Origin of the sequence: Streptomyces sp. NPDC006283 (assembly GCF_040613325.1) — a bacterium.
Lineage (GTDB): Bacteria > Actinomycetota > Actinomycetes > Streptomycetales > Streptomycetaceae > Streptomyces.
Genome location: NZ_JBEXRZ010000217.1, coordinates 1 through 12277 on the forward strand (window position 1 = coordinate 1; position 12277 = coordinate 12277).

Annotated in this window: 11 protein-coding genes; 4 read left to right on the top strand and 7 right to left on the bottom strand. The window is 71.5% G+C overall.

The genetic code is table 11. From position 1 onward, the window contains the following. Positions 1-162 precede the first annotated feature (162 nt). Positions 163-255, top strand: coding sequence for a DUF397 domain-containing protein (locus ABZ070_RS30305; RefSeq protein WP_356638542.1), 93 nt, complete (start codon positions 163-165; stop codon positions 253-255). Here the strand turns inward: ABZ070_RS30305 and hemB are convergent. The 7 genes from hemB to ABZ070_RS30340 form a co-directional block, all read right to left on the bottom strand. Beyond that, entirely contained in the window at positions 236-1240 is a 1005-nt protein-coding gene (hemB, locus tag ABZ070_RS30310; protein WP_356638532.1) for a porphobilinogen synthase, read from the bottom strand. The two genes, ABZ070_RS30305 and hemB, sit on opposite strands and share 20 nt — an antisense overlap. A 59-nt stretch (positions 1241-1299) precedes the next feature. Beyond that, entirely contained in the window at positions 1300-2154 is an 855-nt protein-coding gene (locus ABZ070_RS30315; protein ID WP_356638533.1) for a class I SAM-dependent methyltransferase, read from the bottom strand. Positions 2155-2668: 514 nt separating this feature from the next. After that, on the bottom strand, positions 2669-4330 hold the full coding sequence (locus ABZ070_RS30320; RefSeq protein ID WP_356638534.1) for a bifunctional uroporphyrinogen-III C-methyltransferase/uroporphyrinogen-III synthase: 1662 nt from the start codon (positions 4328-4330) through the stop codon (positions 2669-2671). Next, on the bottom strand, positions 4327-5286 hold the full coding sequence (gene hemC / locus ABZ070_RS30325; RefSeq protein WP_356638535.1) for a hydroxymethylbilane synthase: 960 nt from the start codon (positions 5284-5286) through the stop codon (positions 4327-4329). The genes ABZ070_RS30320 and hemC overlap by 4 nt, the downstream gene beginning before the upstream one ends. Continuing rightward, a complete protein-coding gene (locus ABZ070_RS30330; protein WP_356638536.1) occupies positions 5283-7034 on the bottom strand; it encodes a glutamyl-tRNA reductase in 1752 nt (583 codons plus the stop codon). Before ABZ070_RS30330 ends, hemC begins: the two co-directional genes overlap by 4 nt. Next, positions 7031-7756 (bottom strand): redox-sensing transcriptional repressor Rex, encoded by a 726-nt coding sequence (locus tag ABZ070_RS30335; protein ID WP_356638537.1) that lies wholly within the window; start codon positions 7754-7756, stop codon positions 7031-7033. Before ABZ070_RS30335 ends, ABZ070_RS30330 begins: the two co-directional genes overlap by 4 nt. A 317-nt stretch (positions 7757-8073) precedes the next feature. After that, complete coding sequence (locus tag ABZ070_RS30340) at positions 8074-8349, bottom strand: glutaredoxin family protein (protein ID WP_356638538.1); 276 nt, start codon at positions 8347-8349, stop codon at positions 8074-8076. Between the two features lie 104 nt (positions 8350-8453). Here ABZ070_RS30340 and ABZ070_RS30345 point away from each other — a divergent pair, with 104 nt between their 5' ends. From ABZ070_RS30345 to ABZ070_RS30355, 3 genes are all read left to right on the top strand, one after another. After that, positions 8454-9395 (top strand): HAD-IB family hydrolase, encoded by a 942-nt coding sequence (locus tag ABZ070_RS30345; RefSeq protein WP_356638539.1) that lies wholly within the window; start codon positions 8454-8456, stop codon positions 9393-9395. Positions 9396-9853: 458 nt separating this feature from the next. After that, positions 9854-10648 carry an ECF subfamily RNA polymerase sigma factor, BldN family gene (locus ABZ070_RS30350; protein WP_356638540.1) on the top strand — a complete coding sequence of 265 codons (795 nt, stop codon included), beginning with the start codon at positions 9854-9856 and terminating at the stop codon, positions 10646-10648. 297 nt (positions 10649-10945) lie between these two features. Further along, positions 10946-12139, top strand: a complete 1194-nt coding sequence (locus ABZ070_RS30355) for a DUF5667 domain-containing protein (protein WP_356638541.1) — start codon at positions 10946-10948, stop codon at positions 12137-12139. Positions 12140-12277: the final 138 nt, after the last annotated feature.

The window sequence follows — 12277 nt, forward strand, 5'->3', positions numbered from 1 at the left end:
CCCCGACCCCCCACCGCCGCGCCCCCCCCCCCCGCGTCCACCAACAGCAGTCCTCGCCCCGGCTCACCGACCGGGGCGCGGACGCGGCGGCGACTGGCGCAAGTCGATTCACACCGGCAGCGAAGCGGGCAGTGCGTCGAAGTCGCCGCGCACCCGGCCGCGATCCACGTTCGCGACGCCGAGCACCCCGCCGGCCCGGTGCTCACGCTCGCACCGGGCGCCTGGTGGGGCTTCGTCAGCGACCTGAGCCGCTGATGCCCTGCGCGACCTCCGTCGCCCAGTAGGTAAGGATCATGCTCGCGCCTGCCCGCTTGATCCCGAGCAGCGTTTCCGCGATCGCCGCCTCCCGGTCGATCCAGCCCTTCTCCGCCGCCGCCTCGACCATCGCGTACTCGCCGCTGATCTGGTACGCCGCGACCGGCACGTTCGCCTCGTCCGCGACGCGCGCCAGGATGTCGAGGTAGGGGCCCGCGGGCTTGACCATGACCATGTCCGCGCCCTCCTCGAGGTCGAGCGCCAGCTCCCGCAGGGACTCACGGACGTTCGCCGGGTCCTGCTGGTAGGTCTTGCGGTCGCCCTTGAGCGAGGAGCCGACGGCCTCGCGGAAGGGGCCGTAGAAGGCGGAGGAGTACTTCGCGGTGTACGCGAGGATCGAGACGTCCTCCTTGCCGATGGTGTCGAGCGCGTCGCGGACGACCCCGATCTGGCCGTCCATCATGCCGCTCGGGCCCACCACGTGGACGCCCGCGTCGGCCTGGACCTGTGCCATCTCGGCGTAGCGTTCCAGCGTGGCGTCGTTGTCGACCCGGCCGTCCTCTGCCAGCACGCCGCAGTGGCCGTGGTCGGTGTACTCGTCGAGGCACAGGTCGGACATGATGACGAGCTCGTCGCCGACCTCGGCCTTCACGTCACGGATCGCGACCTGGAGGATGCCGTCGGGGTCGGTGCCCGCGGTGCCGAGCCCGTCCTTCTTCGCGTCCTCGGGCACGCCGAAGAGCATGATCCCCGCGACGCCGGCCTCGCGCGCCTCGACGGCGGCCTTCCGGAGCGTGTCACGGGTGTGCTGCACGACGCCCGGCATCGCCTGGATCGGGACGGGCTCGCTGATCCCCTCGCGCACGAAGGCGGGCAGGATCAGATCGGCCGGGTGCAGCCGGGTCTCCGCGACCATGCGCCGCATCGCGGGATTGACCCGCAGCCGCCGCGGCCGCGCACCGGGGAAGGATCCGTACACAGTCATGCATGCCACGCTACGCCCGCCGCGGGGGTGCGAATGCCGACAGCCCGTCGGTGCGGGCGCTACGGGCGGGTGGCGGTGACGACCCAGGCGGCCGACGCGTAGAGCACGCCCTCCGGCGTCGCGTGGGCCTCGATGTCGGCCCGCAGATCCGCCAGCGCCCGGGCCCGGCCGGTCTCGTCGAGGTCCTCGGTCATCCAGTCGAACATCCCGGAGACGAAGGAGTAGGCCCGCTCGGCGTCCCGCCCGAAGTTCATCGGGCGCTCCAGTCCCATCACCTCGGGCCGGTCGAACCCGGCGGCGGTGAGCGTGTCACGCAGGGCACCGGGATCGGACATGGCGAAGGGGCCGGGCACGTCCGGCGGCGGCACGGGCAGGTCGCGGCCCGCCGCGAGGGCGGTCGCGAACGACCGGAACCACTCGTTGCGTTCCAATGACTGCCAGACCAGCAACACCAGCCGGCCGCCGGGCCGAAGGGCGCGCGCGATGTTGCGGAACGCGGTCACGGAGTCGGCGAAGAACATGGCTCCCATGCGGCTGACCACGATGTCGAAGGCCCCCTCGGGAAACGGGTACGTCTGGGCGTCGGCCTGCTCGTACCGGACGCTGTCGAGACCCTCGCGGTCGGCCTCCGTCCGGGCGACGCGCAGCATCGGACCCGACAGGTCCACGCCGAGGACCGGCCCGCCGACGGTGAGCCGGGCGGCGGCCCGGGAGGTCACTCCGTTGCCGCAGCCGATGTCGAGGACGCGCTCACCACGGTGCAGGGCGGCGGCTTCCAGGAACGGCCGTTGGTAGGCCCGGACCGCGCGGTCGAAGTCGTCGGCGTGTGCCGCCCAGTAGGAGCCCTGATCGCCGTCCCAGGCGCTGGCCTGCTCGGCGTTGGACGGATCGACATGCAGGGTCCTGGCGGTCATGACGGTCACCCACTCGTTCTCACCCGTGTGCGTTCTGCTTCCGGTGTACGCCTCCGCGTGGGCGGCCGCCAACCGTCGTGGGGCGTTCGCTCGACCACCGCCCGCGCGCGTGGGCGGCCGCCCACCGTCGCGGCGCGCACGTGCCCGCCGCGTCGTGGCCTTCACCCCCTGCCCCTTCCGGCAACCGGGCTCCGCCAGGCCCATCTCCCGGGCTCCGCCCTGGGCCTGTGTCGCCCCGTGGTCGGTTTACCGCGCTTCGTGCGGTGGCCTCGATCACCGGCCGATCCGGACTTGCCGCTGCGCGGCAACCCACCCCCTCGGCACATCCAGCCCTGCCAATGTTTGAGGCGGGTGGTGCGGGGGCGGTGCCCCGCCTTCGCTTGAAGCGGGGGATGCGTCGGGGCGAAGCCCCCGCGAACGAAGCCCCCGAGAACACGGGCGCTGGGGCGGAGCCCCGGTGCGGGAAGGGGCGGGTAGGGAAACCCCACCCGCCCCGCCACGCCTCAGCGCACCGTCACGTCGTCGTGCGTCTCCGCCGTCCGCCGGGCCGCCGCTCGGACGGCCGCGTCACGTGCTCGCCCGCCTCGACCGCCGCGGCGCGCCGCGCCGCGCCGAACTCGGCGAGGGCCTCCGCCAGGCGGTGCACCGACGGCTCCGGGGACAGTACGTCCACCCGCAGCCCGTGCTCCTCCGCGGTCTTCGCGGTGGCCGGGCCGATGCACGCGATCACGGTGACGTTGTGCGGCTTGCCGGCGATGCCGACCAGGTTCCGCACCGTCGACGACGACGTGAAGAGCACCGCGTCGAAGCCGCCGCCCTTGATCGCCTCACGCGTGTCCGCCGGCGGCGGCGACGCACGGACCGTCCGGTAGGCGGTCACGTCGTCGACCTCCCACCCGAGCTCGATGAGCCCCGCGACCAGCGTCTCGGTCGCGATGTCGGCGCGCGGCAGGAAGACGCGGTCGATCGGGTCGAAGACCGGGTCGTACGGAGGCCAGTCCTCCAGCAGACCCGCTGCGGACTGCTCGCCGCTCGGCACGAGGTCGGGCTTCACGCCGAAGTCCACGAGCGCGGCGGCAGTCTGTTCGCCGACCGCCGCGACCTTGATCCCGGCGAAGGCGCGCGCGTCGAGCCCGTACTCCTCGAACTTTTCCCGCACCGCCTTGACGGCATTGACGGAGGTGAAGGCGATCCACTCGTAACGACCGGTCACGAGTCCCTTGACCGCGCGCTCCATCTGCTGCGGTGTCCGCGGCGGTTCGACGGCGATCGTCGGGACCTCGTGCGGCACCGCACCGTACGAACGAAGCTGGTCGGAGAGCGAGGCGGCCTGCTCCTTCGTGCGCGGCACGAGCACCCGCCACCCGAAGAGCGGCTTGGACTCGAACCACGCGAGCTGGTCGCGCTGGGCGGCGGCGCTGCGCTCACCGACCACGGCTATGACGGGCTGGTGGCCCTCGGGGGACGGCAGCACCTTCGCCTGCTTCAGCGTCTGCGCGATCGTGCCGAGGGTCGCCGTCCATGTCCGCTGGCGTGTCGTCGTGCCTGCGACGGTGACGGTCAGCGGGGTGTCCGGCTTGCGTCCTGCGGCGACGAGTTCACCGGCCGTCGCGGCGACGGTCTCCAGCGTGGTGGAGACGACGACGGTGCCGTCGCTCGCACCCGTCTCTGCCCAGCACCGGTCGGAGGCGGTCCGCGCGTCGATGAAGCGGACGTCCGTGCCGTGCTCGTCACGGAGCGGGACACCCGCGTAGGCGGGCACGCCCACCGCGGTGGCGACACCCGGCACGACCTCGAAGGGAATCCCTTCGGCGGCGCACGCGAGCATCTCCTGACCTGCGTTCGTGTCCAGGCCGGGGTCACCGGTCACGGCACGGACGACCCGCTTGCCGCCCCTCGCGGCCTCCATGACAAGATTGGCCGCATCCCTGAGGACGGGGATCCCGGCGGTGGTTGACGCGTCGTCAACCACCGTCAGTTCAGGCGTGCTTACGCTCGCCCGCGCATGGCCGCGAACGACGTCGAGCACATGCGGCTCGGCGATCAGCACGTCGGCGCCGGCGAGCGCCTCGACGGCGCGCAGGGTCAGCAGACCGGGATCGCCGGGACCGGCACCCAGGAAGGTGACGTGCCCGTGTGCGGGAAGGGCCGGACGGTTCGAGGCGGTGGGGCTCAAAGTGCTCGCTCCCCCATAAGACCGGCCGCACCCTTGGCAAGCATCTCGTGCGCGAGTTCGCGTCCGAGTGCCGCCGCGTCGCCGTGCGACGTGGGTACGGATCCGGTGGTGGACAGCTGCACCAGCGTCGAGCCGTCGGTCGTGCCGACGACGCCGCGCAGGCGCATTTCGGTGACATCCTGGCCGTCGCCCAACAGGTCGGCCAGCGCACCCACAGGTGCGGAACAGCCGGCCTCCAGGGCGGCGAGCAGGGATCGCTCGGCGGTCACGGCGGCCCGCGTGTGCGGGTCGTCGAGCTCGGCGAGCGCGGCGACAAGGTCCACGTTGTCCGCGGCACACTCGATCGCCAGTGCCCCCTGGCCGGGGGCGGGCAGGACGAAGTCCACCGACAGGAAGTCGGTCACCTCGTCGGTCCTGCCGATGCGGTTGAGTCCGGCCGCGGCGAGCACGACGGCGTCGAGCTCTCCGTTCCGGACAAATCCGATGCGGGTGTCGACGTTGCCGCGGATCGGCACGGTGTCGATCGTCAGCCCGTGGGTGCGGGCGTACGCGTTCAGCTGCGCCATCCGGCGCGGCGAACCGGTGCCCACGCGCGCGCCGTTCGGCAGCTGCTCGAAGGTCAGGCCGTCGCGCGCGATCAGCACATCCCGCGGGTCCTCGCGCTTCGGCACGGCCGCGAGCGCCAGTTCGTCGGGCTGCGTGGTGGGCAGGTCCTTCAGCGAGTGAACGGCGAAGTCGACCTCCCCGCGGGCCAGCGCCTCGCGCAGCGCGGCGACGAACACGCCCGTCCCGCCGATCTGCGCGAGATGCTCACGGGAAACGTCCCCGTACGTGGTGATCTCGACGAGCTCGACGGCGCGGCCGGTCAACCGGCGCACCGCCTCAGCCACTTGCCCGGACTGGGCCATGGCCAGCTTGCTGCGCCTGGTCCCGAGCCTCAGTGCCCTCTCGGTCATACTCGCCCTCGGTTCTTGACGTCTGCGTCATTCAGGTCGGCCCGGCTGACGGAGGCGACCGTCTCCGGGTCGAGGTCGAAGAGGGTCCGCAGCGCGTCCGCGTACCCGGCGCCGCCGGGTTCACCGGCCAGCTGCTTGACCCGCACGGTGGGCGCGTGCAGGAGCTTGTCCACCACGCGGCGCACGGTCTGGGTGATCTCGGCGCGCTGCCTCTCGTCGAGTCCGGTCAGCCGCCCCTCGAGCCGCGCCATCTCGCCGGCGACGACATCGGCGGCCATGGTGCGCAGGGCGACCACGGTCGGCGTGATGTGCGCGGCGCGCTGGGCGGCGCCGAAAGCGGCGACCTCGTCGGAGACGATGGAGCGGACCTGGTCCACGTCGGCGGCCATCGGCGCGTCGGCGGAGGCCTCCGCGAGCGACTCGATGTCGACGAGCCGTACGCCGGGGAGGCGGTGGACCGCGGCGTCGATGTCGCGGGGCATGGCCAGGTCGAGCAGCGCGAGCCGTACCGGCCCGTTGCCGTGCGGCGTGACCGTGCCGGTGATCGCGTTGCGGTGCGCCTGCGAGCCGTTGTCGACCCAGGCGCCGTGCTGCACCAGGGAGTCGTCGAGCCCGACGGGGCACTCGGCTCCGACCGCGCCTTCGGCACGGGCGGCACTCTCGGCGCCTTGGGCAACGTTCGCCCCTGCGGCGTCGCCGGGGACCGGTCCCACGGCGTCACCGGCGGGCCGGGACTCGGCCACGCCCGTGTCCGGGCCGCCGGCCCGGTCGACGCCGGGCAGGCCCGCCAGGTCGTCCGCGCCGCCCGGCAGTTCCGCGACGCGGCCGTCACGGGCCGCCGCGGCGGCCAGACGGGCGACGACGCTTCCCTCGGGAGCCCGCAGGTCCGTACGGCCGAGGTTCTCGGGGACCACGTGCTGCGCGAGCGCCGCCGCGACCGACTCCGCCGTCAGCACGAGCCCCGTGGCGCCGGTGCACGACACGACCACGTCGGCGCGGGTCAGCTCGGCGGACACGTCCGCCATGGACACGGCCTGCGCACTGATGGTGCCGGACTCGGACAGCGCAGCGGCCAACCGCTCCGCGCGCTCCATGGTGCGGTTGGCGACGACGAGCTCACGCACGCCGAGGCGCGCCAGCGTCGTCGCGGCCAGCGAGGACATCGAACCGGCACCGATGACCAGCGCCCGCTTGTCCGCGGCCCACCTCTCGACCGGCACGTCCACGGCGAGCTGCTCGAGGCCGAAGGTGACGAGCGACTGCCCGGCCCTGTCGATCCCGGTCTCGCTGTGAGCGCGCTTGCCGACGCGCAGCGCCTGCTGGAAGAGGTCGTTGATCAGCCGCCCGGCGGTGTGCAGCTCCTGCCCGAGCGCCAGTGCGTCCTTGATCTGTCCGAGGATCTGACCCTCGCCGACGACCATCGAGTCCAGGCCGCAGGCCACCGAGAAGAGGTGGTGGACGGCCCGGTCCTCGTAGTGCACGTAGAGATAAGGGGTGAGCTCCTCGAGGCCCACACCGCTGTGCTGGGCAAGCAGGGTCGACAGCTCGGCGACTCCGGCGTGGAACTTGTCGACGTCCGCGTACAGCTCGATGCGGTTGCACGTGGCCAGCACCGCCGCCTCGGTGGCGGGTTCCGCGGCCAGGGTGTCCTGCAGCAGCTTGATCCGCGCGTCCGTGGTGAGCGAAGCCCGCTCCAGCACGCTCACGGGGGCGCTGCGGTGGCTCAGCCCGACGACCAGGAGACTCATGCCGGCATCACCGCGGACATGCCACCGTCGGGGCCCTTGCGGCCCGCCGCCTCGGCCTCCTCGCCGGCCTTCCGCTGCTCGTGGAAGGCGAGGATCTGCAGCTCGATCGAGAGGTCGACCTTGCGCACGTCGACACCGTCGGGAACGGACAGCACCGTCGGGGCGAAGTTCAGGATCGAGGTGACACCGGCGGCGATGAGACGCTCGCACACCTGCTGAGCGGCGCCCGCGGGCGTGGAGATGACGCCGATCGAGACGCCGTTGTCGCTGATGATCTTCTCGAGCTCGTCCGTGTGCTGCACCGGGATGCCCGCGACCGGCTTTCCGGCCATTGCCGGGTCGGCGTCGATCAGCGCGGCGACCCGGAAACCACGGGACGCGAAGCCTCCGTAGTTGGCGAGCGCGGCGCCGAGATTACCGATTCCTACGATCACAACCGGCCAGTCCTGCGTCAGCCCCAGTTCACGAGAGATCTGGTAGACGAGATACTCCACGTCGTAACCGACACCGCGGGTCCCGTACGAGCCGAGGTAGGAGAAGTCCTTGCGCAGCTTCGCGGAGTTGACGCCTGCCGCGGCCGCGAGCTCCTCCGAGGAGACCGTGGGCACGGACCGCTCGGACAGCGCGGTCAGGGCGCGCAGGTAGAGCGGGAGTCGGGCGACGGTGGCCTCGGGGATTCCTCGGCTACGGGTCGCCGGTCGGTGATTTCGGCCAGTTGCCACGGTGCTCCTGGGGGATGAGCGAGGCTGCAGGCGGCCGTGTGTCTTGCGACCGCCCCGTCGACAGCAGGCTATGTCTTTGTGAACGCGTGCACAAAGATGGTGTCCGCTTTGTCCGTCCAAAGTGACCGGGGTCACGCAATTCTGCGGCCACATCACGGAACCGCGAACCCTCCGTGACCGTTCAGGCGCCGAAGAGGACAAACCAGCACACACTCCTCTCGAATACGCCCCCCCGAGACCGCCTGATTCCGCCTACTGTGCCCTGCCACCGTGGCGTCCCGATAGGGCCGGGAGGTGACGGGAGACGGCTCCGCCCCCTATCCGACCAGCGCGCGGCGCAGCCGCCCGGCGTCGACCTTCCAGAACGTGTGCTGCTCGCCGTCGACCAGCACGACGGGAATCTGCTCCCAGTAGGCACGGTGCAGCTCCTCGTCCTGGGTGATGTCCTTCTCCTCCCAGACGGCGCCCGTCTCGGCGCACACCGCCTCGACCACCGCGCGCGCATCGTCACAGAGATGACACCCGGGCTTCCCGATCAGAGTGACGTGACGTTCACCCGAGTTCTTCTTCGTACGCCGCAGCAGTCGACCCATGCGTCCATTCTCGCCCGTCCCTTTAACAGCACGGTTGCGGACTGTTCACGCCACGGCATCCCGGCGTGTCGGGAAGTTCCGAACAGACTGGCTATGCTCACGACATGGCCGCACTGGGATGGCTCACCCCCCGTAGGCGCTCCGCCACCGCACGCAGCGTGCTCGCGGGCGAAGCAGCAGCCGAGGCAGCGCGAAAGTCCTCGCAGACGATCGAGGCACTCGACGCGCTCGACGTCACCGCCCCTCCCGTGGAGCCGGAGTTCCCGGTCGCGGGCGACGAACACGCAGCCGCGTTCTTCGACCTCGACAACACGGTCATGCAAGGCGCCGCGATCTTCCACTTCGGTCGGGGCCTGTACAAACGGAAGTTCTTCCAGCGCCGCGAACTGGCCCGGTTCGCCTGGCAGCAGGCGTGGTTCCGGCTCGCGGGGGTCGAGGACCCCGAGCACATGCAGGACGCCCGCGAGAGCGCCCTCTCCATCGTCCAGGGCCACCGCGTCTCCGAACTGATGAGCATCGGCGAGGAGATCTACGACGAGTACATGGCCGACCGCATCTGGCCCGGCACCCGCGCCCTCGCGCAGGCCCATCTCGACGCCGGCCAGAAGGTGTGGCTGGTGACCGCCGCCCCGGTCGAGACCGCGACGATCATCGCCCGCCGTCTCGGCCTGACCGGCGCACTCGGCACGGTCGCCGAGTCCGTCGACGGCGTCTACACGGGCAAGCTCGTGGGCGAGCCGCTGCACGGCCCGGCGAAGGCGGAGGCGGTACGCGCCCTGGCGTCCGCCGAGGGCCTGGACCTGTCGCGCTGCGCGGCGTACAGCGACAGCCACAACGACATCCCGATGCTCTCGCTCGTCGGCCACCCGTACGCGATCAACCCCGACACCAAGCTGCGCAAGTACGCCCGCGAACGCGACTGGCGGCTGCGCGACTACCGCACCGGCCGCAAGGCCGCGAAGGTCGGCATCCCGGCAGCCGCCGGCGTGGGCGCCCTGGCCGGCGGCACCGCCGCGGCGGTCGCCCTCCACCGCCGGCGCCGCTGACGCCCGCCGGCGCCCACGGGCCTGGAGCATCCGAGCGCCGCACCCCGCGCGTCCCGCACTCGCGTTGCACCCGCCGCACCCTCCGCACTTCCGTTGCACCCGGCGCTTCTGGCCCCGGCAGGGCCGCTTGGGACATGCGGTCCCGCGCGTGTCGCGGGCAATCCACTGGTCCTACCCTCCCCGGCCCCCGGCCAGTCCCGTTGCCACGCGCCGGGCACAACGCATCGCCCGATAAGACAGATGACGACTTAATTCGATCAACAACTGCTCACAATGTGCGACTGCTTCTGTCGCCTAGACGTAACAGAAGCGACGGAAACGGCGAATTGAGCAACTGCGTGTAGCACTGCCTGTACGAAGCGTTATTCTCCTCAGACGCATGACGGACCCCACCGGTCCCCACGACGGGTGAACGGTCCCGCACTGCACGTGATGGAAGCTCTGCCTCTGGGAGTCCCGTGTACCCACACGTCGGGGTTGACGCCTCGGGCCTGGCTACGCTGCGCGCAGCGGTCCTCGACCACTTGCGCGGCCTTGTCCCCGCCGCGAACGCCGTCCCCGCATTCGCCACACCACGCCTCGCCGTCAGCGGCCCGGCCGCCCCCTGCTATGCCCTGGCCGACGGTCGCGCCGCGGTGGGCAGAAGGTCGGGTCGCGGCAGCTCAGGAAGCTCGACCACCGCCCGCAGGCCGACCGCCGACAGTGACAGTGCCCGCATGATGGACCTGGTCGAGCGTGCTCAGGCAGGCGAGGCCGAGGCCTTCGGCCGGCTCTACGACCAGTACAGCGACACCGTCTACCGCTACATCTACTACCGCGTCGGCGGGAAGGCGACGGCGGAGGATCTCACCAGCGAGACCTTCCTGCGCGCCCTGCGCCGCATCTCGACCTTCACCTGGCAGGGCCGGGACTTCGGCGCCTGGCTGGTGACCATCGCGCGGAACCTGGTCGCCGACCACTTCAAGTCGAGCCGCTTCCGGCTCGAAGTGACCACCGGCGAGATGCTCGACGCGAACGAGGTGGAGCGCAGCCCCGAGGACTCGGTCCTGGAGTCCCTGTCCAACGCCGCACTCCTCGAAGCCGTCCGCAAGCTCAACCCCCAGCAGCAGGAGTGCGTCACCCTCCGCTTCCTGCAGGGCCTGTCCGTCGCTGAGACGGCCAGAGCGATGGGGAAGAACGAGGGTGCCATCAAGACCCTCCAGTACCGGGCGGTCCGCACTCTCGCCCGGCTCCTGCCCGACGACGCCCGCTGAATCGTTCCCAGCTGCGGCCGCCGTCCGTCTCTCCCCGCTCCCCACGCCCCACGACTGCCCCCACGTCCCCCACGGTCCCCGTCCCCAACTCACAATCGGTGACGCCTTGATGACGCACTGGTCCGATCATCTTTCGCGCGTAACCCAAGTGCCGCGCCGCTCGTTGTGCGGGATGCAGGCTCCCTCTGGATGCGCCATGTCCACTGCCACTCACTCTTTCGTGTGGATGTGCTCAAGGTGTGCAACCTTCCGGAACCCCAAGGGAGTCGATCGTCATGACGAGAGGAGGTGCCGCCAGTGATCGCGAACGTTTCGGCGCACCGGCGGGCGAACGCCTTCGCCCAGGCCTTGGAAGACCAGGCGGCCGAGCAGCCCGACGAGTCGGTCGAACCACCCGAGCACGGACGGTTGTTGACCCTGGCCCACGGTCTCGGCGAGCTGCCGAAGCCGGAGATGGACCCCGAGGTCAAGGTGGTGCAGCGTGCGCAGCTTGTGGCCGCCATGGAGTCGATGCTGCTGGAAGGCACAGCCGCCGCAGGGGGTCCGTCCTCGGGCCCTACAGTGCCCGAGCAGCGGACGTCCGGCCGCGGCGCCCATCGGGCAACCCCGCTCCGGAAGTTGCGACCCCGTTCCCGCTGGTCGAAAGGGCTCGCGGCCGGCGGGCTGACCGTCGGCGTTGCGGCGGGCGCCTTCAGCGGAGTGGCCGCTGCCAGTTCCGACGCCCTCCCCGGTGACTCGCTGTACGGGCTGAAGCGCGGCATGGAGGACTTCAAGCTCGGCCTGGCGGACGACGACTCCGACCGCGGCGAGCTCTACCTCGACCAGGCGTCGACCCGCCTCAGCGAGGCCCGTCGGCTCATGGAACGGGGCCGCACCGGCAGCCTGGACCACGAGGCCCTCGGCGAGGTCCGCCGCGCGCTCACGGGCATGCGGCACGACGTCACGGAAGGCCACCGACTGCTCAGCGCTGCCTACGAACGCGACGGCTCGCTCGCGCCCATGGCCACGCTCGACTCCTTCTCGCGCTCGCACCGCGACACGTGGAACGGCCTGCGTGACCGGCTGCCGGCCCAGTTGACCGACGTCGGCGACGAGGTCAGTTCCGCCTTCGACGCCATAGACGAAGAGGTCGGCCCGCTCGAGTCGATGCTGCCCCGCGCCCCCGAGAAGAACCGCGGTTCGAAGGGCCCGAGCGCGTCTCAGGACTCCGGGCGCACCGCGGATCCCGGCAGTACCGCGTCCGCCGCGCCGGGCAGTGGCGACAGCCACATGGGCGAGGACAGCAGGCCCAGTCCGTCCGGCTCGTCCTCCGGCTCGGAGGACGACGGCCTGCTCGGCGGCAACACGGGCGGCCTGTTCGACCCGCCGAACGACGCGGCGACCCCGTCCCCTTCCGGCAAGGTCTCGGAGCCGCCGACGCCGGACGTCACCATCCCGCCGCTGCTGCCGGGCATCCTGCCCGGTCTCGGCTTCGACGCGGAGGACGACTAGAGCAAGCGCGGGTGAGGGGTGGGTCCCGGCCGGGACCCACCCCCCCAAACCGAACACCACCACACCGCCCCGGCGTAAACCAAAAAAATCAACGCCACCACGGGACCCAACCCGCCCCCCCCGGCCGCGCCGAGAGAG